Origin of the sequence: Streptomyces sp. NPDC048507 (assembly GCF_043199995.1) — a bacterium.
Lineage (GTDB): Bacteria > Actinomycetota > Actinomycetes > Streptomycetales > Streptomycetaceae > Streptomyces.
Genome location: NZ_JBICWZ010000007.1, coordinates 1 through 23135, shown reverse-complemented (window position 1 = coordinate 23135; position 23135 = coordinate 1). Strand labels below are relative to the sequence as shown.

The window sequence follows — 23135 nt, the reverse complement described above, 5'->3', positions numbered from 1 at the left end:
GCACTGGTCCCCCACCCCCTGGGGCGTGAGCGGGCCCGGCGCCGGGGCCCGCCACGCCCGGGGCCCCTGCGCCTCCCCCCGCCCGGGCCGGGGGGGCCCCCCCCCCCCCCGGGGGGGGCGCGCCCACCGCCGTTTTCGCGCTCCGGGACAGGGGGAGCGGGGTGTCGTTCGATCAGATTTTCGCCGTCTGAGCGGATCTTCCCGAGTCGAAAACCAGGACAGATGCCTGCAAACTGACCACGTCGGGATCTTCCCGGCTGCTTCGGGGAGGAGGTACCGGCGTGCGCGCGAGGCCGAGCCGAGCGGTATCGCTGCTGGTCACCTCCGTGGCCCTGGCCGCACTCCTGATCCCCGGAGCCACCGCGCGCCCCGGCGCCCGGGAGGCCGGGGCGGGCCCCGAATCCGCCGCCCTGGCCGTCGTGGACCTCGCCGACCTTCCCGCCGAGCCACCCGTACGGACCGCCCCCGCGGCCCCCCGTGAGCTGTTCGGCGCCGACTGCGACACCGAGATCGAGGGCTCGCAGGTGATCGCGCGCTGCCACAACGGCTACCCCGAGACCGACCTGCTGCGCCTGCACGTGGAGTGCGACCGCTGGTGGGACCTGGACGCCGACAGCGCCGCCGTGCCCCTGGACCCGGCCGGCCGGGTCCGGCTCACCGGGCGCTGCTGGAAAGAGGTCCGTACCGCCTGGGTGAGCCACCAGCGGCCCTGAGGCCGGTCAGCGGCGGCCCTTGCCGAGGCAGACGTACGGGTAGCCGGCCGCCTCCGAGGCCGCCGCGTCCCCGTCCCCGGCCCGGATCGCCTCGATCAGGCGGGCGTGGTCGAGGTGGTCGGCCGGATCCAGCACGGCGCCGACGTCCGCCCGCAGCCAGTCCGCCACCAGGTCGCCCAGGTCCGCGTACAGCTCGATCAGCACGTCGTTGTGCGAGGCCGTCACCACCGCCATGTGCAGCCCGACGTCGGCCCCGACGAACAGCTCCGTGTCCCCGCTCGCCCACGCCTCCTCGCGCCGCGCCAGCAGCGCGTCCAGCTGGACGAGGTCCCGCTCGGTGCGCCGCTCCGCGGCCAGCCGGGCCGCCGCCGACTCCAGCGTCGAACGCAGCTCCGCGATGTGGCGCGGGTCGGCCCCCGAGAAGCGGCGGTGCATCACCCCGGCGAGCTCGCTGGTGGCGATCACGTAGGTGCCCGAACCCTGGCGGATGTCCAGCAGTCCGTTGTGCGCCAGCGCTCGGACGGCCTCCCGCACCGTGTTGCGGGCCACCCCCATCAGCTCGACCAGCTCGGGCTCGGTGGGGATCCGGCTCCCCACCGGCCATTCCCCGGAGGTGATCTGGTTCCGGAGCTGGGCGATCACCTGATCGACGAGCGCGGATCGCCGGGGCGAAGTCAGCGGCATGTGAGCGGGATCCTCTTCTGGGGCGGCGGAACGACTGGACAACCAATCATCCCATGATTCTATGATGGTTCAATGTCCGACGAAGAAATCCAGACCATGGACCGCCCCGCGGCCGTGCACACCCCTGCCCGCCGGCCGCTCCCCGCTCCCGCGCACGTCCCCCCCAAGTGGCTCGGCCCGGTGCTCATCGTCGGAATCGTGCTGGCCGCACTGAACCTGCGTCCCGCCATCACCAGCCTCGGCGCCCTCTTCGAGGAGACCCGCACCGGCCTCCACATGAGCGGCACCGTCGCCGGGCTCATCACCTCCGTCCCCGCCCTCTGCTTCGCCGTCTTCGGTATCACCGCGCCCCGCCTCTCACGCCGCTTCGGCCCCGCCGCCGTCGTCTGCGCCGGCATGGCCGCCGTCGCCGCGGGCCTGCTGATCCGCCCCTTCGCCGACAGCGCCGCCGGCTTCCTCGCGGCCAGCGCGCTGTCCCTGGCCGGCATAGCCCTGACCAACGTGCTGCTGCCGGTCATCGTCAAGCGCTGGTTCCCCGACCGCGTCGGCACCATGACCGGGCTCTACTCCATGGCCCTGGCCGCCGGCACCTCCCTCGCCGCCGCCGCGACCGTCCCGCTGACCTCCGCCCTCGGCGGCAGCTGGCGCACCGGCCTGCTGATCTGGGCCGTCCTCGCGCTGGCCGCCGTACTGCCCTGGCTGCCCATCGCCGCCGCGAGCCGCCGCGCGAAGGCGGCCGAGCCCGCCACCGCCGCCCGCGAGGACGCGGGCCCCTCCGTCGTCCGCAGCCGCACCGCCTGGGCGCTCGCCTGCTACTTCGGCCTCCAGGCCACCGGCGCCTACGTCACCATGGGCTGGCTCCCGCAGATCTTCCGCGACGCCGGAGTCTCCGCCTCCACCGCCGGTGTGCTGCTCGCCGTCACCATGGTCATGGGCGTCCCGCTGGCCTTCGTCATCCCCCGCCTCGCCGGCCGCATGCGCCACCAGGGCCCCATCGCCGTCACCCTCGGCCTGTTCGGCTTCGCCGGCTACCTCGGGCTCTACCTCGCACCCGCCGCCGGAGCCTGGGCCTGGGCCCTGCTGCTCGGCATCTCCAACTGCGCGTTCCCGCTCGTCATCACCATGATCGGGCTGCGCGCCAAGTCCCCGGCCGGGGTCGTCAAGCTCTCCGCCTTCGCCCAGAGCACCGGCTACCTGATCTCCATTCCCGGGCCGCTCCTCATCGGCACCCTCTACCAGCACAGCGGCGGATGGGACCTGCCGCTCGCCGTGATGAGCGCGCTGCTCGTCCCCCAGATCGCCCTCGGCGTCCTCGCGGGCCGGGACCGCACGATCGAGGACGAATGCGGCATGCGAGACTGACCGGCATGTCGCCCGTACTCGAACCGAACCCCCAGAACGGTCACAAGAAGCTGGGCCTCGTGCTCGGCGCGATGCTGCTCGTGACCGTCGTCATCGCCGTCATCGCCACCCTCGCCTCCCCCTGAGCCGCCGCCCCTGAGCCGCCGCCCCGACCGGGCCCCGCCCGCCGGTGGTGGGGGTAGCCCCCCGTCCCCTAGGGGGCCAGGTTCAGGGTCGACTGGGGTGTGCCCCCGATGGGAAACGCCGCCTCGGATCCCTAGATTCGAAGCAGAGCGAGCCCGTCCCAGCGCACACCCCCGGAGGCGGCCATGTCGGCCCCCACGCACACCCCGTCCGTCCGCCGCCGCCCCGTGGCCCACGCCGGAGCCAACGCCCGGCTGCACTGGTGGACCCTCGCCCTGCCCGCGCTCGCCTTCGGACTCCTGCTGCTGCTCCTCGCCGGCTCGGGCGAGGCCCACGCGGCCGCGGGCGAGAGCGCCGGACTCCTCCAGATGAGCCGGGAACTGCTGCGCGCCGTCGGCTGACCCGTGCGCGCCGGGGCACGCCTCCCGGCCCGGCCCGAGCCCCTCAACACCCTGCGCCCCGTGGCGCGTTTCATGCGAAGCTGGGAGTCATGAGCGCCGACACACCCCGCAGGATCGCCCTCCTCCGGCACGCCAAGGCCGACTGGCCCGAGGTGTCCGACCACGACCGCCCGCTGGCGGAACGCGGCCGCAAGGACGCGCCGGCCGCCGGGCTGAAGCTCGCCGAGACCGGCATCGCCTTCGACCTGGCCCTCTGCTCCACCGCCGCCCGCACCCGGGAGACGTGGAAGCTCGCCGTCCAGGAACTCCCGCACCGGCCGAGGACCTCGTACGAGGAGCGGATCTACGACGCCTCCCCGGGCGAGCTCATCGCCCTGCTGAACGAGACGTCCGACGAGGTCGCCGACCTCCTCCTCATCGGCCACAACCCCGGCATGCACGCCCTCGCCGACGTGCTCTGCGCCCACGCGGAGGGCGACACCCTGGCACGGATGTCGCGCACGGGCTTCCCGACGGCCGCGCTGGCCGTCGTCTCCTTCACCGGAACGTGGAAGTCCGTCGAGCCCGGCGTCGGCACGCTGCTGGACTTCTGGACGCCCAAGGAACACTGACCCGCCGCACGGCCGTACGGAGCCCGGGGCCATAGCGCCCCGGGCTCCCGCACGCCCCGCCCCGGCCGGCCCGCCGCGTCACCGCCCGGCCGGGCCCGCCGCGTCACCGCCCGGCCAGGGCCGGGAGCCCCGCGTCCCGGGCCTCCCACAGCTCCGGGTAGAACCGCCGGTACACCGCCGCCCGCAGGTGGGCCACCCCGCTGCTGCCCCCGGTCCCCGGCCGCCCGCCGATCTGCCGTTCCACCAGCAGCGCGTGGCAGGCCCGCCACTCGGTCCAGATCTCGTCGAGGTCCACCAGCGCCTCCGACAGCTCCCACAGCTCCGCGAACTCCGCCGGGTCGCCGTCCCGGGGCTCCGCCGCGATCCGCCCGAACGCCTCCCGGCGCTCCTCGGGGCTGCCCACCGCGAACCCGGCCTTGGCCAGCAGCCCCACGTACGCCTCCCACAGCGTCGGCTCCGCCAGCCGCCCGCGCAGCCGCTCCCGCTCCCGCGCACCCAGCCCCGCGATCACCCGGGCCCCGTACTCCCCGCGCACCCAGTCCGCCCCGCACAGCGCCGCGATCTCCAGGTACTGCGCCGACTGCGCGCCGCTGCTGCTGCCCAGCACCCCGCGGAAGGCGTGGAACTCCCGCGGCGGCATGGCGCGCAGCGGATGGATCCCCGCGATCAGTGCCCGCGTCACCGACACCCCGCGCGCCAGCCGGGCCCGCGCCGCGCGCGCGTCGCCCTCCAGCATCCGCTCGCGCGCGTCGGACAGGTCGCGCAGCAACTGCCCGAACCACAGCTCCTGCACCTGGTGGACGGCGATGAACAGCAGCTCGTCGGCCACCCCGTCGGCCAGCGGCACCTGGAGCGAGAGCAGCTCGGGAAGCCGCAGGTAGTTCTCGTACGTGACGGGCTCGGGCTCAGACATCGCTCTCCTCCGGGGCGCGCAGTCCGTGGGCGGCAAAGGCGTCCGTGGCGCCGGGCAGGTCGAACGCGCCGACCTGGGCGCACAGCCGCAGGGTGGAACGGGAGATCGTCTGGATGCGGTCCAGCCCGGCCCCGCCGCCGTAGCTGTCCACGAGGACCGCCTCGGTACGGTCCTCGTCCAGGCCGGCCAGCCGCAGCGACACCCGCACCGGCTCCAGGTCCCAGTCCAGGGCCGCCCGGATCATCGCGGGCAGCGCCCGGGCCGCCAGGCCCCGGCGGCGCGGATCGAGCCGGGCCCACAGCTCCAGGAAGAACGCGGAGAAGAAGCGGTGGTGGCGCCCCTCGTCCTTGGCGTGGTCGCGCATCAGCTCGCGCACCGTGCTCACCACCGTCGGATCCTGCGGCACCTCGTTCAGCACCGCCGTGATCAGCGTCTCGAAGACCACCGCCTGGAGCTGGCCGGCCAGCACCGGGTCCTCGGGCAGCAGCCGGCGCCCGCTCTCCTGGAGGGCCGTGACGAAACCGCCGTAGTCCACCTCGGGCACCGCGATCCCGGTCGCGGCCGCGACCTGGTCGGCCAGGTCCAGGCTGTAGAGGGCGTGGTAGCCCTCGTCGCAGTACACCTTGAAGGCGTCCATCCGCAGCGCGGTGGGGAAGTGCAGCCCGGAGTTGCCGTTGGCGACGGGCTCGGCGGCCCCGTTCACCACCCGGGTCTCCAGGTGGGTCGTCGAGTGCAGGAACTGGTACAGGTGCCGTACGGAGACCTCGCGGACCCGCTCCGGAGCCAGCGCCTTCACCTCGGGGTGGGCCAGGTGCGGAACCAGGGCGTCCGGGAAGAACACCCGGCCGCGCTCCGTCTCGGCGTCGAACATCCTCCGTACGCCGCCCCGCACGCCTGCGTTCTCGTACCAGCGGTCGAGCGGACCGGGAGCCGTGCTCATGGGTGCCTTCCGTTCGAGGGGTCGTCGAGGGGGAGCGCGCCGGGCTCCCCCTCCAAGTGGGCGGCGATCCGGCGGATCGCCTCCGCGACCAGGGGGGCCGCGACGGTGTGGCACAGCCGGAACCAGCCCGGCTCGGGCGAGCGGAACGCCCCGCCCGGCAGGATGCTGACCTTCGCCGTCTCGAACAGGCCCCGCCACAGCCGCCGCTCGGCGTCGAAGCCGGTGCCGGGCAGCCACCGCCGCAGGTCGAGCCAGACGGAGAAGCCCGCGTCGGCCGGTGCGTACGGGATCCCGTACGCGTCCAGCCGCGCCACCAGGTGCCCGTAGGAGTCCCCGAGCCTGCGGCGGCCCGCCGCGAGGAAGGAGGCCACCCACGCGGGATCGGCCAGCAGCCCGGCGAGGGTGTGCTGGGTGGCGCTGGAGACGGGCGCGAAGTACGCGACGGCCCGTGCCGCGGCCCGCACCTGCGGATCGCGGGTGTGCAGGACGCCGGTCTTCAGACCGGGCAGCCCGAAGTCCTTCGCGAAGCCCCACACCACGTGGGTGCGCTCGGCCCAGTGCGGGTTGACCGCCGGGTCGGCCGCGCTGGTGAAGCCGTGCGGGCCGAAGACGGCGTGGGCGTAGATCTCGTCGGAGACCACGTCCACGTCGTGGTCCCGCGCCACGCGCAGCACGGCGGCGAGCACCTCGGGCCCGTGCACCTCTCCGACCGGGTTCGAGGGGGAGGAGAACGCCACCGCGCGGACCGTGGTGCCCTCGGCGGCGGCCTGCTTCAGGGCCCGCTCGACCGCCTCGGCGCTCAGCCGGAACCCGTCCGCCGGGTCCAGCGGGGCGGGCAGGATCCGGGCGCCGGAGCGGCCGCCGAGATCGGTGTCGAAGGCCCCGTAGTAGGGGGCGGGCACCACGATCGCCTCGCCGGGATCGCACAGGACGGAGGCGATGGCGTCCAGCGCGCCGGTCGCCCCGCTGATGACCACGAGGTCCTCCGCGTCGAGCGGGGTGCGGCAGGTCGCCGAGAGCAGGCCCGCGACCCGCTCGCGCAGTACGTCCGTGCCGTGGAGCGGGGCGTAGCGGGCGGCCGCCTCGGTCATCGGGTCCAGGGCGGCCAGGGCGGCCAGCCGCTCTTCGAGCAGGTCCCACAGGAGGCGGTTCTCCGCGGTGCCCAGGTTGAGGTAGCCGTCGGGGCGCAGGAGCGCGTCGTAGGGCTCGGCCTCGGCCCGGAAGTGGGCCTCGGCGATGGCGGGGGCGTCGGCGAGGAGCCGGGCCGCCTGGCGGGAGACCATCAGCGCCCGCCCCCGTCCACGTCGACGCCGGTGAGCAGGCCCGGGTGGACGCCGAGTCCCATCGAGGCGTCGATCACGGCGCCGTGCAGGGCCGCGGCGTGCTCGCCCGCCAGCCACCGGACCTGCTCGGCGATCTCCCGGGACTCGATCATCCGGCCGCCGGGCAGCCGTGAGGTGAGGGCCGCGCGCTCCTGCTCCGAGAGCTTGTCCAGGGTGCTGGCCCGGAACATCGTGGTCTCCACGGCCCCGGGGCACAGGGCGAAGACCTGCACCGGGGTGTGGACCAGCTCGGCGGCGTAGTGCCGGGTCAGATAGGTGAGGGCGGCCTTGCTCATCCCGTCGGCGGGGTGGAAGCCGGGGAACTGGAAGATCCCGCCGCCCACGCTGGAGATGTTGATGATCTTCCCGAAACCGCGTTCCAGCATGCCGGGCAGCAGTTGCTCGATCAGCCAGAGCGGACCGACCGCGTTGATCTGCATGAAGGCCGGGGCCTTGTCCTGCGGCGGGCCGTCGGTGTACCCGTCGATGGTCTTGGAGCCGACGGCGGCGTTGTTCACCAGGACGTCGACCGGCCCCGGCAGCCGGTCGAGCAGCAGCTCGTGGTCCGCCCAGTCGCCCTGGCTGAAGGGGAACGCCTCCACCTTGGCGCGGCCGGTGAGCGCCATCTCCCGCACCAGCTCCTCGGCCCGCTCCCGCCCGTTGCGGTACGTGAACCAGACCGTCCAGTCCTCCTCCGCCGCGAACCTCTGCACACAGGCCCGGCCGATGCCGCCGGAGCCCCCGGTGATGAGCACACTTCGAGTCATCGTGTTCCCTTTGAACGGGCGATCCCGACCGCACGCGGCCGCCGCGAGCGCGTCGGCCGGGTCGGATATGTCCCTCAAGTGGAAGGGGAGTCAGGCCAGTTCGGATCGGAGTCGTCTGGACTCTGCCTTGCGCCGACGGGGGCCGCCAGGTCAACGGGCCGTTCCGGCGGCGGCCGGAAAACGACGGACGCCCGGCCGGAGGTCCGGCCGGGCGTCAGAGGGAAACGGAAGGTGTACTGGTGGGGGAGCGGAAGTGCGGGGTGCGGCGGTCCGGCCCTCAGGCCAGGTCGGCCGCTTCCACTTCCTCCCGGGTGATGCCGAGCAGGTACAGCACCGCGTCCAGGAACGGCACGTTCACCGCGGTGTGCGCGGCCTCCCGGACCACCGGCTTGGCGTTGAAGGCCACGCCCAGCCCGGCCGCGTTCAGCATGTCCAGGTCGTTGGCGCCGTCACCGATCGCCACCGTCTGCGCCAGCGGCACGCCCGCCTCGGCGGCGAAGCGGCGCAGCAGCCGGGCCTTGCCGGCCCGGTCCACGATCTCGCCGGTGACCCTGCCGGTCAGCTTCCCGTCGACGATCTCCAGCGTGTTCGCCGAGGCGAAGTCCAGCCCGAGCCGCTCGCGCAGGTCGTCCGTCACCTGCGTGAAGCCGCCCGAGACGACCCCCACCTGGTAGCCGAGCGTCTTCAGCGTCCGGATCAGGGTCCGGGCGCCCGGGGTCAGCCGCACCTCGGCGCGGACCTTGTCCACCACCGACGCGTCCAGCCCCGCCAGCAGCGCCACCCGGGCGTGCAGGGACTGCTCGAAGTCCAGCTCGCCGCGCATGGCCCGCTCGGTCACCTCGGCGACCTCGGCCTCGCAGCCGGCGTGGGCCGCGAACAGCTCGATGACCTCGTCCTGGATCAGGGTCGAGTCCACGTCCATCACGACGAGGCGCTGCGCCCGGCGGTGCAGCCCGGCCGACACCACGGCCACGTCGACGCCGATCTGGGCGGCGGTGGTGGCGAGGGCGGTGCGCAGCGGCTCCGTCGCGACGCCCGAGACGGCGAACTCGACCGCCGTCACCGGGTACTTCGCGAGCCGGAAGATGCGGTCGATGTTGCCGCCGGCCCCGGTGATCCGGGCGGCGATGGTGGCCGTGGACTCTGCGGTGAGCGGGTGCCCGAGCACGGTGACGTGGGAACGGCCACTGCCGCGGGGCCGGTTGTCACCGGTACCGGAGAGGATCTCCGCCTGCAGCTTGAGCGAGTCGGCCCAGCTGTGGACGGTGGCCCGCAGCTCGCCCTCGATGCCGGAGGCGGGCTTGGTGACGAGGGCGCACAGGACGATGCGGCCGCGGGTGACGACCTGCTCGATGTCGACGACATCGACGGAGTAGGCGGCGAGGGTGTCGAACAGCCCGGCGGTGATCCCGGGACGGTCCTTGCCGAAGATCTTGACGAGGAGGGTGGGGACGTCGGAGGTCTGCGAAGCGCTCATGGTTCCCTCACCGTATCTTCCCGCCCCCTCGCACCGGACCCCCGTCCCACCCTTCAGACGCACCCCACCCGTATCTCTCGACCCAGCCGCTTCCCCTTTACTACCAGCCGGTACGCAGCGGGGCAGTCCGTCGAGAAGTCCCCTATCGCACTCTCCGGGTGGCTTTCGCCCCCGGCGAAGGGCAGGGGCGCGGGCCCGCCCAAGGCCCGGATTCCACATGTGGCCGCAGGCCTGAAATAGTTCCCCCGGATGTTCGCCATCCCTAGACTCCCCGGCAACGGGGGGATTCTCGGGGGACTTAAGTGGGGCTGGAGTGCCGGAACTCGTACTGGAATTGAATGGAAGGACCTGGACGCTCGATCCGTCCAGGTCGTACTCGCTGGGGCGCGACCCCCAGGGTGACATGGTGATCGATGACGCCCGGGTGTCGTGGCGGCACGCCACGATCAGCTGGAACGGGCGGGGTTGGGTCATCGAGGACCACGGCAGCACCAACGGCACGTACGTGCACGGTGCGCGGGTCCAGCAGACCGACCTCGTGCCCGGCACGCCGGTCCACCTGGGCAACGCGACCGACGGTCCGCGGCTGAATCCGAGCGGTGCCGCCGCCCAGCAGCCGGCCTACCGGGCCCCGGTCGCCCAGCAGGCGCCGGCGCAGGCCCACGCGCAGCAGCCGGCCCCGGCCTACCAGGCCCCGGTCCAGCAGCAGCCGCAGCAGCCCGCCTGGGAACAGCAGCCGCAGCAGCAACACCAGCAGCAGCCGCAACACCAGCAGCCTCAGCAGCAGCCGTACGTGCCGCCGCAGCAGCAGGCCGGGCAGGTGCAGCCCGCCGCCCCCGCCCACGGCGGTGACCGCAGCCCGACGACGTTCCACCAGATCGCCGTCGGCCGCGTCATGCGCATCGGCCGTGCCCTGGAGAACGAGCTCGTCGTCTCGGACCTCCAGGTCTCCCGCCACCACGCGGAGTTCCGCTCCACCGGCGGCCGCTTCGAGATCCACGACCTCGGCAGCCACAACGGCACCTACGTCAACGGCCAGCCGCTCGCCAAGTCCGGCACCGCGCTGCTCGGCCCGAACGACATCGTCGGCGTCGGCCACTCCACCTTCCGGATCGTCGGCGACCGCCTCGAGGAGTTCGTCGACACCGGTGACGTCTCCTTCTCGGCCCGCCACCTCACCGTCACCGTCGACGGCGGCAAGCAGATCCTCAAGGACGTCACCTTCGGCGTCCCCGAGAAGTCGCTGATCGGCGTCATCGGCCCCTCCGGCTCCGGCAAGTCCACCCTGCTCAAGGCGCTCACCGGCTACCGGCCCGCCGACCAGGGCGACGTCCTCTACGACAACCGCAACCTGTACAAGCAGTTCGCGGAGCTCCGCCAGCGCATCGGCCTCGTCCCGCAGGACGACATCCTGCACAAGGAGCTGCGGGTCCGCACCGCCCTGAAGTACGCCGCCAAGCTGCGCTTCCCCGGCGACACCGCCGAGGCCGAGCGCGCCGCCCGCGTCGACGAGGTGCTGCGCGAGCTCAAGCTCGACATCCACAAGGACAAGAAGATCACCGCCCTCTCCGGCGGCCAGCGCAAGCGCGTGTCCGTGGCCCTGGAGCTGCTCACCAAGCCCTCGCTGATCTTCCTCGACGAGCCGACCTCCGGCCTCGACCCGGGCATGGACCGCGACGTCATGCAGCTGCTGCGCGGCCTCGCCGACGACGGCCGCACCGTCCTCGTCGTCACGCACTCCGTCGCCGAGCTGGCCCTGTGCGACAAGCTGCTGGTCATGGCCCCGGGCGGTTCCGTCGCCTACTTCGGCCCGCCGGACGAGGCGCTGAACTTCTTCGGCTACACCACCTGGGCCGACGTGTTCTCCGCCTTCGAGAACTACCGCGACTACGACTGGGCCGGCCGCTGGAAGGGCTCGCAGCACTACCAGCTCTACGCCGCCGACCTCGACGCGGTCGCCCCGCAGCCGGTCGCGATGCCCTCGCCGCAGCAGATGAACCCGCCGAAGCCGCAGGGCTGGGGCTCGCAGCTGTGGACGCTGATCCGCCGCTACGTCTCGGTGATCGTCTCCGACAAGGGCTTCCTGGCCCTGATGGTGCTGCTGCCCGCGGTCCTCGGCGTCGTCTCCACCGTGATCCCCGCGAAGTTCGGCCTGGCCCCGCCGACCCCGCCGAGCCGCTTCAACGGCGACGCCGGCACGATCATGCTGATCCTCGCGGTCGGCATGTGCTTCTCCGGCGCCGCCAACTCGGTCCGCGAACTGATCAAGGAACGCGTCATCTACGAACGTGAGCGCGCGACCGGCCTGTCCCGGTCCGCGTACCTCATGTCGAAGGTGATCGTCCTCGGCGTGATCACGATCATCCAGGGCGTGATCATCTGCGCCATCGCCTTCACCCCGCGCAAGCTGCCGGCCGAGGGCCTGCTGATGCCCCCCGCCGTCGAGCTGTGCGTCGCGGTCAGCGCGCTCGGCCTGACCGCCATGATGTTCGGCCTCGTGATCTCCTCGCTGGTGAAGACCGCCGAGAAGACCATGCCGCTGCTCGTCATGTTCGCGATCGTCCAGGTCGTCTTCACCGGCGTCCTGTTCCAGCTGTACGACAAGATCGGGCTGGAGCAGTTCGCCTACCTGATGCCGTCCCGCTGGTCGATCGCCGCCGCCGGCACCACCCTGAACCTCGGCAAGCTCATGGCGCCGTGGGACCCCGAGAACCCCACGAACACCGACCCGCTGTGGGACCCCACCGTCGGCCAGTGGTTCCTGGACGTCTCGGTCCTGCTCCTGCTCGGCGTCATCTGCGGCTTCGCCGTGGCCCGCCTGCTGCGCCGCCACGAGCCCGAGGTCATGCGCAAGTAGCCCGCACCCCGCACCCCGCGCACGCGGAACGCCTCAGGGCGGCACCCGGATCACCGGGGGCCGCCCTGAGGCGCATGGGGGGTCTGTTCGCACGGCGCCGCCGGATGGGCGGGCCGGGGCTCAGTACGCGCTGTTGACGTTGTCCATGGAGCCGTAGCGGTCGGCGGCGTAGTTGCACGCGGCGACGATGTTCGCGACCGGGTCGTACAGGTCGAACTTCGTGCCCTTGACGTGGTAGGTGGCGAACGTCGGCTGGATGACCTGGAGCAGGCCCTTCGACGGAATGCCGTTCTGGGCGTTGATGTCCCAGTTGTTGATCGCGCGGGGGTTGCCGCTCGACTCGCGCATGATGTTCTTGTGGATGCCGGCGTACGTGCCCGGGATGCCCTCCTTCTTCATGATGAAGAGGGCTTCCTTGATCCAGCCGTCCAGGTTGTTCGTGAAGACCGGCGTGCGGACGGCGGAACGGCTGGCCGCCGCCTTCTGCTCGCGGTCCTTCTTCGCCTGCGCCTCGGCCAGCGCCTTCGCGGCGTCCTTGGCCTTCTGGTCGGCGACGGCCGTCTGCGCGTTGAGGTTCTGCTTCACCGACTGGGTCCACGCCACGGGGGCCACGTTCACGACCGCCTCCGGCCGCGCCTGGGCGGCGGCGCCGTCGGCGGAGCCGGCGGGCACGAGGGAGAAGGCGACGGCGGCGGCACCGAGCGTGGCGACACCGGCGATGGACAGCTTGTGTGCCTTCGTCAGACGACTGTGACCGGGAGTGCTGGAAGCAGACATGGCGGGGCAACCTCTTCGACGGGGGCACCCCCGTGGGATCTGGGGGCGGTGGCCGCAGGAAAGCGCCGCGTGGATCCGGGATCCGCGGGGCGCTGTGCGACGTCGACATTCTTAGCGGTGGCAAAAACCCATGGCAAAGGTGTGACGTACGATCCCGCTTAGTGGATCAGGTCCCCCGCCCGGCGCCCCGCCGCGGCCCCGGGCGCTAGGTGCGCCCGCACTGACAGGCCCTTTATGTGTCCACTAGGCAGCTTCGTAAGTGATGTGCGTCCTATGCCCGGGCTCACATCGGCCCCGTAACGGTCTCACCCACCGTTGCGACAGCAACGCTCTGTGTGACCGATCTCCGCCCCAAGGAGGAGACGAGGGCCCGCGGGCCTCCTCCCCAGGGCAGAGAACCGCCCCGCCCGCCCCCGACCCAGGGCGTACCGCATCCGGCCCCGGACCTACGCCCGCAGCCCGATCCCGCAGGTCAGGGCCGCCGGTACGGTGACCCCATGCACAACGGACCCCGTACGGGACTGGCGGCCGTCAGCAGCGCGCTGCTCGCCATGAGCCGGCGCATGGAGGTCCACGACGTCCTGCGCACCATCGTCGCCTCCGCCCGCGAACTGCTCGACGCCGAGTACGCGGCCCTCGGCGTCCCCGACGACCACGGCGGCTTCGCCCAGTTCGTCGTCGACGGCATCAGCGAGGAGCAGTGGCGCCGCATCGGCCCGCTGCCCCGCCAGCACGGCATCCTCGCCGCGATGCTCCACGAGGACGCCCCCGAACGGCTGGCCGACGTCCGCCGGGACCCCCGCTTCGGCGGCTGGCCCGCCGCCCACCCCGACATGTCCGACTTCCTCGGCCTGCCCATCCGCGACGGCGAGGAGACCCTCGGCGCCCTCTTCCTCGCGAACAAGCGCGGCCCCGCCCGCCCCGACGGCGGCCGCGGCTTCACCGACGAGGACGAGGAACTCCTCTCCCTCCTCGCCCAGCACGCCGCCATAGCCCTCACCAACGCCCGCCTCTACGAGCGCAGCCGCGAGCTGACCATCGCCGAGGAGCGCTCCCGGCTCGCCCACGAGCTGCACGACGCCGTCAGCCAGAAGCTGTTCTCCCTGCGCCTGACCGCCCAGGCCGCCGCCACCCTCGTCGACCGCGACCCCGGCCGCGCCAAGGACGAGCTCCAGCAGGTCGCCGTACTGGCCGCGGAGGCCGCCGACGAGCTGCGCGCCGCCGTGACCGAGCTGCGGCCCGCCGCGCTGGACGAGGACGGCCTCGTCGCCACCCTGCGCAACCACGTCCGCGTCCTGGACCGCGCCCACACCGCCGCCGTCACCTTCACCTGCGACGGCGTACGGGCCCTGCCCGCGGCCCAGGAGGAAGCGGTCCTGCGGGTCGCCCAGGAGGCCCTCCACAACGCCCTGCGCCACTCCGGCGCCGACCGGGTCGAGGTCACCCTCGCCCGGACCCCCGGCGGCGGAGCCGTCCTGCGCGTGCGCGACGGCGGCCGCGGCTTCTCCCCCTCCACCGTCCGCACGGCGGGCCGCCACCTCGGACTGGTCTCCATGCGGGACCGCGCGAGCGGGGCCGGGGGCCGCCTGGAGGTCCGCTCCGGGCCCGGCGAGGGCACCACGATCGAGATGGAGGTTCCCGGTGGCTGACACCCCCGGCCCGCGCCGCATCCGCGTCCTGCTGGTCGACGACCACCAGGTGGTCCGGCGCGGACTGCGCACCTTCCTGGAAGTACAGGAGGACATCGAGGTGGTCGGCGAGGCCGCCGACGGCGAGGAGGGCGTCGCCCGGGCCGGGGAGCTGCGGCCCGACGTGATCCTCATGGACGTCAAGATGCCCGGCACCGACGGCATCGAGGCCCTGCGCCGGCTGCGGGAGCTGGCCGACCCGGCCCGGGTCCTCGTCGTCACCAGCTTCACCGAGCTGCGCACCGTGGTCCCCGCCCTGCGGGCCGGCGCAGCCGGCTACGTCCACAAGGACATCGACCCGGACGCCCTCGCCGGCGCCATCCGCTCCGTACACGCCGGGCACGTCCTGCTCCAGCCGGAGGTCGCCGAGGCGCTGCTCGCCGCACAGGACGACCAGCCCTCGGCGCGCCGCCCCGGCGCACTGACCGACCGCGAGCGCGAGGTCCTCGGCCTGATCGCGGACGGCCGCTCCAACCGGGAGATCGCCCGCGCGCTCGTCCTCTCGGAGAAGACCGTCAAGACGCACGTCTCGAACATCCTGATGAAGCTCGACCTCTCCGACCGCACCCAGGCCGCGTTGTGGGCGGTCAGGCACGGACTCGCGGACTGAAGGGGAGCCACCGGAGAGACAATCCGTTGAACGGAGATTCATACGGTCGGGTGTACGTAGCCCACATGGCGTATCCCGGCGGCCGGGGGAGCCGTTCTCCTCACGTGCCGCGACGGCTGGTCGCGGCAGACGTACTGGAGGACGAGAACGTGAAGAACTTCAAGAAGGCCGCAGCCGCCACCATGATCGCGGGCGGCCTCCTCGCCGCCGGCGCCGGTGTCTCCTCGGCGCACGGCGGTGCGTCCGCGGAGGGCGAGGCCCAGAACTCGCCCGGCGTGGCCTCCGGGAACCTGCTCCAGGTCCCCGTACACGTCCCCGTCAACGTGGTCGGCAACACCGTCAACGTGATCGGCCTGCTCAACGGCGCCTTCGGCAACACCGGCGTCAACGCCTGACCCACCCCCGCGAGCCCCGCTTCCCCCTCTCCCCAGGAAGCGGGGCTCCGCCGCGCCCGGCCCCCGAACCCCCCCCGTACTCGCGCACCCCCGTACCGCCGGACCGTGCCCGCCGAGCCGCCGGAGGCTAGTGCTGCTCCACCGCCGCGTTGTACGCCGCGACCAGCGCCCGCCGCGCCACCCGCTCCACCGGCCGCAGCGCCTCCGCCCGCGCCGCCATCTCCGAGGCGGCCACCGCGGCCCCGTGCCCGTTCTCGTACGCCAGGGACACCATCAGGTCCACCCGCTGCGCCAGCGCCAGCACCCGCACCGCCCGCGGCGGATACCCCGGCGCCAGCACCTCGCGCCCCGCCTCCGCCCGCGCCCGGTACGCCGACAGCGCCGCCTGCGCGAGCGGACCCGACCCCGCCACGTCCAGCCGGGTCAGCACCTCCGTCGCCTCCCGCAGGGCCTCCGCGAGCTCCCGCTCCGCCTCCCCGAGCGAGGGCACGTCCGCCGGCGGGGCCTCCCGCACCGGCAGGCAGTGCCACACCACCGAGACGTGGACGTCACCCGCCGGGCCCGCCTCCGTCACCTCCGGCACCAGTCCCAGCGCCGCGCCCGCGCACACCACGGCCTCCTCGGCCTCCAGCGCCCGCGCGTTGAACTCCGGCGGCCCGCTCAGCCCCAGCGGATGCCCCGGCGCGGGCAGCGCCACCCGCAGGCCCGCCACCCCCAGTGCCCGCAGCCGCCCCAGGGCCAGCGTGAGCCCCACCGGCCCCGCCTCCCCGGGCAGCCCGGCCACCCGGTGCACGGAATCCTCGCCCACGATCGACAGCGCGGCCTCGTCGGGCGAGACGAGACCGGCCAGCAGCGCGTTCCCCCAGGCGGCCAGCCGCCCTGAACGTGGTTCGAAAAGCATCCCCCCACTTTACGGATCCGGCCCCGGACCCGGCCTGGCGCCCGGAGCCCGCCGCGAGTGGCGTAGGTTTTCCCCTGGGGCTGCGCCTGCCGGCGCACAGAGAACCGTGACTGCAAGGGGTGACAACACGCTCATGAGCGATGTTCTGGAGCTGGTGGACGTATCCGTGGTCCGCGAGGGCCGGGCTCTGGTGGACCAGGTCTCCTGGTCGGTGAAGGAGGGGGAGCGCTGGGTGATCCTCGGCCCCAACGGCGCCGGCAAGACCACGCTGCTGAACCTCGCCTCCAGCTACCTCTTCCCCACCAAGGGCGCCGCCACCATCCTCGGCAGCACCCTCGGCAAGCCCGGCACCGACGTCTTCGAGCTGCGCCCGCGCATCGGCGTCGCCGGCATCGCGCTGGCCGACAAGCTCCCGAAGCGGCAGACCGTCCTGCAGACCGTGCTCACCGCCGCCTACGGCATGACCGCGACCTGGCAGGAGCAGTACGAGGACATCGACGAGCAGCGCGCCCGCGCCTTCCTCGACCGCCTCGGCATGAGCGACTACCTCGACCGCAAGTTCGGGACCCTCTCCGAGGGCGAGCGCAAGCGCACCCTGATCGCCCGCGCCCTGATGACCGACCCCGAGCTGCTCCTCCTCGACGAGCCCGCCGCCGGCCTGGACCTCGGCGGCCGCGAGGACCTCGTACGCCGCCTCGGCCGCCTCGCCCGCGACCCCATGGCCCCGTCGATGATCATGGTCACGCACCACGTCGAGGAGATCGCCCCCGGCTTCACGCACGTCCTGATGATCCGCCAGGGCAAGGTCGTCACCGCCGGACCCATCGACCTGGAACTCACCAGCCGCAACCTCTCCCTCTGCTTCGGCCTCCCGCTGGTCGTCGAGCGCAACGACCACGACCGCTGGACCGCCCAGGGCCTGCCCCTGCGCTAGCCCCCCTCCGGGGAGCGGCGACCGCGCCCTGTCCCGACCGTGCCCACCCGACCTACCATGACCATGTGGACATCGACGCGTGGGTGTGGTGGCTCATCGGCGCGGTCGGACTGGGCATCCCCCTCGTCCTGACCGCGATGCCGGAGTTCGGCATGTTCGCCGCCGGCGCGGTCGCGGCCGCCGTCACGGCGGCCCTCGGCGGGGGAGCGGTCGCCCAGGTCCTGGTCTTCGTCGTGGTGTCGGTCGCGCTGATCGCCGTCGTCCGGCCGATCGCCAACCGCCACCGGGACCAGCGGCCCCAACACCGCAGCGGCATCGAGGCGCTGAAGGGCAGATCCGCCGTCGTCCTCGAACGCGTCGACGGCAGCGGCGGCCGGATCAAGCTGGCCGGCGAGGTCTGGTCGGCCCGCACCCTCGACGCCGACGGCAGTTTCGAACCCGGCCAGTCCGTCGACGTCGTCGACATCGACGGAGCGACCGCGGTCGTCATGTGACAAGCAGCGGACTCGCGGCCCCGGGGTCTGCGAGACTCCGCTGAACGGGGCAGCACAGACAGCCGGAAGGGCACGGGGAACCGCATGCAACCGATCATCATCGTCCTGATCATCCTGGTGGTTCTGGTCTTCATCGCCCTGGTCAAGACGATCCAGGTGATCCCGCAGGCCAGCGCCGCCATCGTCGAGCGGTTCGGCCGCTACACCCGCACCCTCAACGCGGGCCTCAACATCGTCGTCCCGTTCATCGACTCGATCCGCAACCGCATCGACCTGCGCGAACAGGTCGTGCCGTTCCCGCCGCAGCCGGTGATCACCCAGGACAACCTGGTCGTCAACATCGACACCGTCATCTACTACCAGGTGACCGACGCCCGCGCCGCCACCTACGAGGTGGCCAGCTACATCCAGGCCATCGAGCAGCTCACCGTGACCACGCTGCGCAACATCATCGGCGGCATGGACCTGGAACGGACCCTCACCTCCCGCGAGGAGATCAACGCCGCCCTGCGCGGGGTCCTCGACGAGGCCACCGGGAAGTGGGGCATCCGCGTCAACCGCGTCGAGCTCAAGGCCATCGAGCCGCCGACCTCCATCCAGGACTCGATGGAGAAGCAGATGCGCGCCGACCGCGACAAGCGCGCCGCCATCCTCCAGGCCGAAGGTGTCCGCCAGTCCGAGATCCTGCGCGCCGAGGGCGAGAAGCAGTCCTCGATCCTGCGCGCCGAAGGTGACGCCAAGGCCGCGGCCCTGCGCGCCGAGGGCGAGGCCCAGGCCATCCGTACCGTCTTCGAGTCCATCCACGCCGGCGACGCCGACCAGAAGCTCCTCGCCTACCAGTACCTCCAGATGCTCCCGAAGATCGCCGAGGGCGATGCCAACAAGCTCTGGATCGTGCCCAGCGAGATCGGAGACGCGCTCAAGGGCCTCTCGGGCGCCATGGGCAACTTCGGTCCCATGGGCGGCGGTTCCCCGGGCTTCAACCCGCAGGGCGGCGGCAAGGGCGGCGCCGACGCCGACAAGGGCGCCGACCGCCGCGAACAGCCCCCCATCGACTGACGCGGCCCTCCCTGATGCATGATCGGTGAGGCCCCTCGACCTTCATGGCGGGGAGGCGACTCACCCACGCAAAGGGGATGGCTCCGTCCATGTCCATGTCCATGTCCCTCTGGGAAGCACTCGCGGTCCTCGTCGCCGGAATCGGCGCCGGCACGATCAACACCATCGTCGGCTCCGGCACCCTGATCACCTTCCCGGTCCTGCTCGCCACCGGACTGCCCCCGGTCACCGCGAACGTGTCCAACACCCTCGGCCTGGTGCCCGGTTCCCTCAGCGGCGCCTTCGGCTACCGCAAGGAGCTCCGCGGCCAGGGCCGCCGCGTCCTGCGGCTCGGCGCGGTCTCCCTCGTCGGCGGCCTCGCGGGCGCGATCCTGCTCCTCACCCTGCCGTCGGACTCCTTCGACACCATCGTGCCCGTCCTCATCGGCCTGGCACTCGTCCTCGTCGTCCTCCAGCCCCGCCTCGCCGCCGCCCTGCGCCGCCGCCAGGAGGCCGCCGGAAACGACGGCGGCCCCGGGGAGGGCGGACCGGCCCTGCTCACCGGCATGCTGCTGTCCAGCGCCTACGGGGGCTACTTCGGGGCCGCGCAAGGCGTGCTCTACCTCGCGCTCATGGGCCTGTTCCTCCACGAGGACCTGCAACGGATCAACGCCGTCAAGAACGTGGTCGCAGCCCTCGTCAACGGCATCGCGGCCGTCTTCTTCCTCTTCGTCGCCACCTTCGACTGGACGGCCGTCGTCCTGATCGCCGTCGGCTCCACCATCGGGGGCCAGATCGGCGCGAAGGTCGGCCGGCGGCTCCCGCCGACCGCCCTGCGCGCCGTCATCGTGACGGTCGGAATCCTCGCCATCGTCCAGCTACTGCTCCGCTGAACGACGTACCCCCCGTACGCCGTCCGGCGGAGGCACCCCTCAGGCGGTACGCCCCAGCCACTCGGGCAGACCCTCCTGCCCGACCACTCCCAGGGCCAGGAGCATCGCGTCCGCCGGAGACGGCACGAAGGGCTTGCGCAACAACGGCATCCCCGCCTCCTCCGGAGTCCGGGCCGCCTTGCGGTGGTTGTCCTCGGCGCAGGAGGCCACCGTGTTCAGCCAGGTGTCCCCACCGCCCTGCGCCCGCGGAAGCACGTGGTCCACGGTCGTCGCGCGCTTCCCGCAGTACGCGCACCGGTGTTGGTCGCGGACCAACACCCCCCTCCGGGACCAGGGAGCATGTCTTCGGAAGGGCACCCGTACGTACCTGCACAGCCTGATCACCCGCGGCATCGGCAACTCCATGGTGGCCGCACGGACACGCAGCTCGGGATGCGACTGCTCGACGACGGCCTTGTCCTGGAGCACCAGGACCACGGCCCGGTTCAGCGTCACCGTCGACAGCGGCTCGAAGCTCGCGTTCAGCACCAGCGTGTCCCGCATCTCGCCCACCTCCCGTGTGCAGGCCCGCGACCACACCGGCAGCAGGGCCCGCGACCACTCTGGCCGCGCGCGCCACGCGGGACAACGCAATAAAAATGCCCGGTCCTGGCCGTCTTTAGACCAGGACCGGGCAAACGCTCGGAGAACGATCAGCCCGCCGGCGCCTCGTACTCACCGATCAGCTGCGCGCGCCCGAGCGCGTGGAAGCGCAGATTGAAGCCGACGACCGCGGGAGACGCGTCCGCACCGGGCCCCAGCTTCTCCTCGTCCACCGCGTACACCGTGAACACGTACCGGTGCCGCTCCCCGGCCGGCGGAGCCGCCCCGCCGAAGTCCTGCGTGCCGTAGTCGTTGCGCACGTGCACCGCCCCGGCCGGCAGCCCCTCGAACTTCCCGCTGCCCGCACCGGCCGGCAGCTCGGTCACCGAGACCGGCAGATCGAAGAGCACCCAGTGCCAGAACCCGCTGCCCGTCGGCGCGTCCGGATCGAAGCACGTCACCGCGAAGCTCTTCGTCCCCGCGGGGAAGCCCTCCCACCGCAGCTGCGGTGAGAGGTTCCCGCCCGACTGGACCTGGGCCGCACCCAGCTCCGCACCGGGGGCGAGATCCGCACTGCGCACGGTGAAGGCCGCCACCTCCGGGTGGAAGGCGTGCGGAAGGGGCGCCCTGCTCTGCTCGACCACTGCTGTACCTCCTGATCGCGAACCCGTACCGTCCGAGCCTAGAACCAGTTGCGCTGCGAACCGACCGAGGCGATCCACTGGTTCAGGTACGCGGCCCAGTCCGTTCCCTCGTACGACTGCAGACCCACCTGGAAGCAGCGGTAGGTGTCACTGCCCTCGCTGAACAGACCCGGCTTCTTGTCCATCTCCAGGACGACGTCCATCTCCCGGCCGTCGGAGACGAAGGTCAGCTCCACCTGGTTGAGCCCCCGGTACTGGGACGGCGGCAGGAACTCGATCTCCTGGTAGAACGGCAGCGTCTGGCGCGTCCCGCGGATGTGCCCGCGCTCCATGTCCGCACTGCGGAAGGAGAAGCCCAGCTGCCGGAACGCGTCCAGGATCGCCTGCTGCGCCGGCACCGGATGCACGTTGATCGGGTCCAGGTCGCCCGCGTCCACCGCGCGCGCGATCTCCAGCTCGGTGCTCACCCCGATGTTCATGCCGTGCAGGTGCTGACCACCGAAGTGGGTGATCGGCGTCTCCGCCGGGATCTCCAGCCCGAAGGGCACCACGTGCAGCGCGCCGGCCTGCACCTGGAAGGCACCGCCGAGACGCTGCTTGGTGAAGACGATGTCCTGCTTGTACTCGTTCTCGCCGCCCTCCACCTCCACCCGCGCCTGGAGGCCCACGGACAGCCCCTCGATCTGCTGCTCCACGGACCCGCCCTGGATGCGGACCTCGCCCTGGACGATCCCGCCCGGCACGACGTTCGGCTCGGTGATGATCGTGTCCACCGAGGCCCCACCGGCACCCAGGCTCGCGAACAGCTTCCTGAACCCCATGCTCTATCTCCCCTGATACGGATCTAAGGATCTGGCGGCCGCGGCGACGTCCGCGCCGCGACTACCCCTTACCAACGCGGAACCTTAGGGCCCGGTTGCAGGGGCGCCCGCTCCGCTACGCTCGACCGGATGAGCGCGCGCCCCGACCGTACGCCCCTGTCCCGGTCCTTCTTCGACCGCCCGGTCCTCACCGTGGCCCCCGACCTGCTCGGCCGCACCCTGGTCCGCCGCACCCCCGAGGGCCCGCTGGAACTGCGCATCACGGAAGTGGAGGCGTACGAGGGCGAGGCCGACCCCGGCTCCCACGCCTACCGCGGCCGCACCGCCCGCAACGCGTCGATGTTCGGTCCGCCCGGACACGCGTACGTCTACTTCATCTACGGCATGTGGTTCAGCCTCAACCTGGTGTGCGGCCCACCGGACCACGCGAGCGGCGTCCTGCTGCGCGCGGGGGAGGTGACAGCGGGTGCCGAGCTGGCCGCCAAACGCCGACTCTCGGCCAGAAACCAGCATGAACTGGCCAAGGGCCCGGCCCGCCTGGCCACGGCCCTGGACGTGGACCGTTCCCTCGACGGCACGGACCTCTGCGCCGGCCCCGCGTCCCCGCTGTCCCTGTTGACGGGTACCCCCACCCCGGCCGACCTGGTGAGCAACGGTCCCCGCACCGGAGTGGGCGGTGCCGGAGCCGCCCACCCGTACCGCTACTGGATCACCGGCGACCCCACGGTGAGCCCCTACCGCCCCCACGCACCACGCCGACGCACAACTTGACGCACCCGTGACGGACGCCTAACGTAGTCCGAGCCGCTTGAACGGGCCACTGCCTTCGCAGACCCCCGGAGCGGCCAACCCACTACCTACGACTTCCCCCTGGCGGGGTCCTATTCGGCATGCCCGAATTCCCTGCCGATCGGCCCGATTATGAGCCGGAAGGGGAAAGCGCTAACGTAGCGGAGCGCCGAGAGGCCAGGCCCCCAACGGCCACCGAATTCAAATCCAGTCCGGAAACGGCGCGGAAATGATCTGGTAAGGTTGGAACCGCTGGAAAGGGAAAGCGCGAAAGCGCAGGACCTGGAAAGCGAGCGGGACAGACTCTGATAGAGTCGGAAACGCAAGAACAGAACAGAACGAAAGCCCGGAGGAAAACCCGCGAGGGTGAGTACAAAGGAAGCGTCCGTTCCTTGAGAA

25 protein-coding genes are annotated in these 23135 nt (G+C 72.3%); 14 read left to right on the top strand and 11 right to left on the bottom strand.

Features of this window, described 5'->3' with window-relative positions:
• Positions 1-281: 281 nt before the first annotated feature.
• A complete protein-coding gene (locus tag ACGFXC_RS20320) occupies positions 282-713 on the top strand; it encodes a hypothetical protein (RefSeq protein ID WP_393714655.1) in 432 nt (143 codons plus the stop codon).
• A 6-nt stretch (positions 714-719) separates the two neighbouring features.
• Here ACGFXC_RS20320 and ACGFXC_RS20315 read toward each other — a convergent pair whose 3' ends face one another.
• Entirely contained in the window at positions 720-1397 is a 678-nt protein-coding gene (locus ACGFXC_RS20315; RefSeq protein ID WP_393714653.1) for a FadR/GntR family transcriptional regulator, read from the bottom strand.
• A gap of 72 nt (positions 1398-1469) precedes the next feature.
• On the opposite strand from ACGFXC_RS20315, the gene ACGFXC_RS20310 reads away from it, so the two are divergent.
• The 4 genes from ACGFXC_RS20310 to ACGFXC_RS20295 all read left to right on the top strand — a co-directional run bounded on the left by ACGFXC_RS20310 (position 1470) and on the right by ACGFXC_RS20295 (position 3894).
• Complete coding sequence (locus ACGFXC_RS20310; RefSeq protein ID WP_393714651.1) at positions 1470-2759, top strand: CynX/NimT family MFS transporter; 1290 nt, start codon at positions 1470-1472, stop codon at positions 2757-2759.
• Positions 2760-2764: 5 nt separating this feature from the next.
• Entirely contained in the window at positions 2765-2884 is a 120-nt protein-coding gene (locus tag ACGFXC_RS20305; RefSeq protein ID WP_351816207.1) for an SGM_5486 family transporter-associated protein, read from the top strand.
• 183 nt (positions 2885-3067) lie between these two features.
• On the top strand, positions 3068-3283 hold the full coding sequence (locus ACGFXC_RS20300) for a hypothetical protein (protein WP_393714649.1): 216 nt from the start codon (positions 3068-3070) through the stop codon (positions 3281-3283).
• A gap of 89 nt (positions 3284-3372) precedes the next feature.
• A complete protein-coding gene (locus ACGFXC_RS20295) occupies positions 3373-3894 on the top strand; it encodes a SixA phosphatase family protein (protein ID WP_393714647.1) in 522 nt (173 codons plus the stop codon).
• A gap of 103 nt (positions 3895-3997) precedes the next feature.
• Here ACGFXC_RS20295 and ACGFXC_RS20290 read toward each other — a convergent pair whose 3' ends face one another.
• The 5 genes from ACGFXC_RS20290 to serB form a co-directional block, all read right to left on the bottom strand.
• Positions 3998-4807 carry a tryptophan 2,3-dioxygenase family protein gene (locus ACGFXC_RS20290; RefSeq protein WP_393714645.1) on the bottom strand — a complete coding sequence of 270 codons (810 nt, stop codon included), beginning with the start codon at positions 4805-4807 and terminating at the stop codon, positions 3998-4000.
• Entirely contained in the window at positions 4800-5747 is a 948-nt protein-coding gene (locus ACGFXC_RS20285; protein WP_393714643.1) for a diiron oxygenase, read from the bottom strand. The genes ACGFXC_RS20290 and ACGFXC_RS20285 overlap by 8 nt, the downstream gene beginning before the upstream one ends.
• Positions 5744-7030, bottom strand: coding sequence for an aminotransferase class I/II-fold pyridoxal phosphate-dependent enzyme (locus tag ACGFXC_RS20280; RefSeq protein ID WP_393714641.1), 1287 nt, complete (start codon positions 7028-7030; stop codon positions 5744-5746). The genes ACGFXC_RS20285 and ACGFXC_RS20280 overlap by 4 nt, the downstream gene beginning before the upstream one ends.
• Positions 7030-7836, bottom strand: coding sequence for an SDR family NAD(P)-dependent oxidoreductase (locus ACGFXC_RS20275; RefSeq protein ID WP_393714639.1), 807 nt, complete (start codon positions 7834-7836; stop codon positions 7030-7032). Before ACGFXC_RS20275 ends, ACGFXC_RS20280 begins: the two co-directional genes overlap by 1 nt.
• A 277-nt stretch (positions 7837-8113) precedes the next feature.
• Positions 8114-9313 carry a phosphoserine phosphatase SerB gene (gene serB / locus ACGFXC_RS20270; RefSeq protein ID WP_393714637.1) on the bottom strand — a complete coding sequence of 400 codons (1200 nt, stop codon included), beginning with the start codon at positions 9311-9313 and terminating at the stop codon, positions 8114-8116.
• Positions 9314-9626: 313 nt separating this feature from the next.
• On the opposite strand from serB, the gene ACGFXC_RS20265 reads away from it, so the two are divergent.
• Positions 9627-12170: an FHA domain-containing protein gene (locus ACGFXC_RS20265; RefSeq protein ID WP_393714635.1), complete on the top strand. Its 2544-nt coding sequence runs from the start codon at positions 9627-9629 to the stop codon at positions 12168-12170.
• 120 nt (positions 12171-12290) lie between these two features.
• Here ACGFXC_RS20265 and ACGFXC_RS20260 read toward each other — a convergent pair whose 3' ends face one another.
• On the bottom strand, positions 12291-12947 hold the full coding sequence (locus ACGFXC_RS20260) for a transglycosylase SLT domain-containing protein (RefSeq protein WP_393714633.1): 657 nt from the start codon (positions 12945-12947) through the stop codon (positions 12291-12293).
• 497 nt (positions 12948-13444) lie between these two features.
• On the opposite strand from ACGFXC_RS20260, the gene ACGFXC_RS20255 reads away from it, so the two are divergent.
• From ACGFXC_RS20255 to ACGFXC_RS20245, 3 genes are all read left to right on the top strand, one after another.
• On the top strand, positions 13445-14596 hold the full coding sequence (locus tag ACGFXC_RS20255; protein WP_393714631.1) for a GAF domain-containing sensor histidine kinase: 1152 nt from the start codon (positions 13445-13447) through the stop codon (positions 14594-14596).
• Positions 14589-15245, top strand: a complete 657-nt coding sequence (locus tag ACGFXC_RS20250) for a response regulator (RefSeq protein WP_393714629.1) — start codon at positions 14589-14591, stop codon at positions 15243-15245. The genes ACGFXC_RS20255 and ACGFXC_RS20250 overlap by 8 nt, the downstream gene beginning before the upstream one ends.
• Before the next feature lie 149 nt (positions 15246-15394).
• The gene (locus tag ACGFXC_RS20245; RefSeq protein WP_393715340.1) at positions 15395-15640 is read left to right on the top strand and encodes a chaplin; all 246 of its coding nucleotides are present in this window, start codon (positions 15395-15397) and stop codon (positions 15638-15640) included.
• 127 nt (positions 15641-15767) lie between these two features.
• On the opposite strand, the gene ACGFXC_RS20240 is transcribed toward ACGFXC_RS20245, so the two are convergent.
• On the bottom strand, positions 15768-16541 hold the full coding sequence (locus ACGFXC_RS20240) for a hypothetical protein (protein ID WP_393714627.1): 774 nt from the start codon (positions 16539-16541) through the stop codon (positions 15768-15770).
• A 133-nt stretch (positions 16542-16674) separates the two neighbouring features.
• Between ACGFXC_RS20240 and ACGFXC_RS20235 the strand changes: the two genes are divergently transcribed.
• The 4 genes from ACGFXC_RS20235 to ACGFXC_RS20220 all read left to right on the top strand — a co-directional run bounded on the left by ACGFXC_RS20235 (position 16675) and on the right by ACGFXC_RS20220 (position 19900).
• Positions 16675-17475 carry an ABC transporter ATP-binding protein gene (locus ACGFXC_RS20235; RefSeq protein ID WP_393714625.1) on the top strand — a complete coding sequence of 267 codons (801 nt, stop codon included), beginning with the start codon at positions 16675-16677 and terminating at the stop codon, positions 17473-17475.
• Positions 17476-17540: 65 nt separating this feature from the next.
• Positions 17541-17969 (top strand): NfeD family protein, encoded by a 429-nt coding sequence (locus ACGFXC_RS20230; protein ID WP_393714623.1) that lies wholly within the window; start codon positions 17541-17543, stop codon positions 17967-17969.
• An 84-nt stretch (positions 17970-18053) separates the two neighbouring features.
• Positions 18054-19028 carry an SPFH domain-containing protein gene (locus ACGFXC_RS20225; RefSeq protein WP_393714621.1) on the top strand — a complete coding sequence of 325 codons (975 nt, stop codon included), beginning with the start codon at positions 18054-18056 and terminating at the stop codon, positions 19026-19028.
• A gap of 101 nt (positions 19029-19129) precedes the next feature.
• Positions 19130-19900 carry a sulfite exporter TauE/SafE family protein gene (locus ACGFXC_RS20220; RefSeq protein WP_393715338.1) on the top strand — a complete coding sequence of 257 codons (771 nt, stop codon included), beginning with the start codon at positions 19130-19132 and terminating at the stop codon, positions 19898-19900.
• A gap of 39 nt (positions 19901-19939) precedes the next feature.
• Here ACGFXC_RS20220 and ACGFXC_RS20215 read toward each other — a convergent pair whose 3' ends face one another.
• The 3 genes from ACGFXC_RS20215 to ACGFXC_RS20205 form a co-directional block, all read right to left on the bottom strand.
• A complete protein-coding gene (locus tag ACGFXC_RS20215) occupies positions 19940-20443 on the bottom strand; it encodes an HNH endonuclease (RefSeq protein ID WP_393714619.1) in 504 nt (167 codons plus the stop codon).
• 149 nt (positions 20444-20592) lie between these two features.
• On the bottom strand, positions 20593-21126 hold the full coding sequence (locus tag ACGFXC_RS20210) for a YbhB/YbcL family Raf kinase inhibitor-like protein (protein ID WP_393714617.1): 534 nt from the start codon (positions 21124-21126) through the stop codon (positions 20593-20595).
• A gap of 38 nt (positions 21127-21164) precedes the next feature.
• The gene (locus ACGFXC_RS20205; protein WP_393714615.1) at positions 21165-21947 is read right to left on the bottom strand and encodes a sporulation protein; all 783 of its coding nucleotides are present in this window, start codon (positions 21945-21947) and stop codon (positions 21165-21167) included.
• A 129-nt stretch (positions 21948-22076) separates the two neighbouring features.
• Between ACGFXC_RS20205 and ACGFXC_RS20200 the strand changes: the two genes are divergently transcribed.
• On the top strand, positions 22077-22718 hold the full coding sequence (locus ACGFXC_RS20200; protein WP_393714613.1) for a DNA-3-methyladenine glycosylase: 642 nt from the start codon (positions 22077-22079) through the stop codon (positions 22716-22718).
• Positions 22719-23135 lie beyond the last annotated feature (417 nt).

Bases quoted from the DNA above. Each gene is read 5' to 3' on its own strand.
- ACGFXC_RS20200 (WP_393714613.1), top strand. From the start codon at position 22,077: ATGAGCGCGCGCCCCGACCGTACGCCCCTGTCCCGGTCCTTCTTCGAC.
- ACGFXC_RS20240 (WP_393714627.1), bottom strand. From the start codon at position 16,541: ATGCTTTTCGAACCACGTTCAGGGCGGCTGGCCGCCTGGGGGAACGCG.
- ACGFXC_RS20225 (WP_393714621.1), top strand. From the start codon at position 18,054: ATGCAACCGATCATCATCGTCCTGATCATCCTGGTGGTTCTGGTCTTC.
- ACGFXC_RS20295 (WP_393714647.1), top strand. From the start codon at position 3,373: ATGAGCGCCGACACACCCCGCAGGATCGCCCTCCTCCGGCACGCCAAG.
- ACGFXC_RS20260 (WP_393714633.1), bottom strand. From the start codon at position 12,947: ATGTCTGCTTCCAGCACTCCCGGTCACAGTCGTCTGACGAAGGCACAC.
- ACGFXC_RS20290 (WP_393714645.1), bottom strand. From the start codon at position 4,807: ATGTCTGAGCCCGAGCCCGTCACGTACGAGAACTACCTGCGGCTTCCC.
- serB (WP_393714637.1), bottom strand. From the start codon at position 9,313: ATGAGCGCTTCGCAGACCTCCGACGTCCCCACCCTCCTCGTCAAGATC.
- ACGFXC_RS20280 (WP_393714641.1), bottom strand. From the start codon at position 7,030: ATGGTCTCCCGCCAGGCGGCCCGGCTCCTCGCCGACGCCCCCGCCATC.
- ACGFXC_RS20305 (WP_351816207.1), top strand. From the start codon at position 2,765: ATGTCGCCCGTACTCGAACCGAACCCCCAGAACGGTCACAAGAAGCTG.
- ACGFXC_RS20310 (WP_393714651.1), top strand. From the start codon at position 1,470: ATGTCCGACGAAGAAATCCAGACCATGGACCGCCCCGCGGCCGTGCAC.
- ACGFXC_RS20285 (WP_393714643.1), bottom strand. From the start codon at position 5,747: ATGAGCACGGCTCCCGGTCCGCTCGACCGCTGGTACGAGAACGCAGGC.
- ACGFXC_RS20205 (WP_393714615.1), bottom strand. From the start codon at position 21,947: ATGGGGTTCAGGAAGCTGTTCGCGAGCCTGGGTGCCGGTGGGGCCTCG.
- ACGFXC_RS20275 (WP_393714639.1), bottom strand. From the start codon at position 7,836: ATGACTCGAAGTGTGCTCATCACCGGGGGCTCCGGCGGCATCGGCCGG.
- ACGFXC_RS20255 (WP_393714631.1), top strand. From the start codon at position 13,445: ATGCACAACGGACCCCGTACGGGACTGGCGGCCGTCAGCAGCGCGCTG.
- ACGFXC_RS20315 (WP_393714653.1), bottom strand. From the start codon at position 1,397: ATGCCGCTGACTTCGCCCCGGCGATCCGCGCTCGTCGATCAGGTGATC.
- ACGFXC_RS20215 (WP_393714619.1), bottom strand. From the start codon at position 20,443: ATGCGGGACACGCTGGTGCTGAACGCGAGCTTCGAGCCGCTGTCGACG.
- ACGFXC_RS20300 (WP_393714649.1), top strand. From the start codon at position 3,068: ATGTCGGCCCCCACGCACACCCCGTCCGTCCGCCGCCGCCCCGTGGCC.
- ACGFXC_RS20235 (WP_393714625.1), top strand. From the start codon at position 16,675: ATGAGCGATGTTCTGGAGCTGGTGGACGTATCCGTGGTCCGCGAGGGC.
- ACGFXC_RS20220 (WP_393715338.1), top strand. From the start codon at position 19,130: ATGTCCCTCTGGGAAGCACTCGCGGTCCTCGTCGCCGGAATCGGCGCC.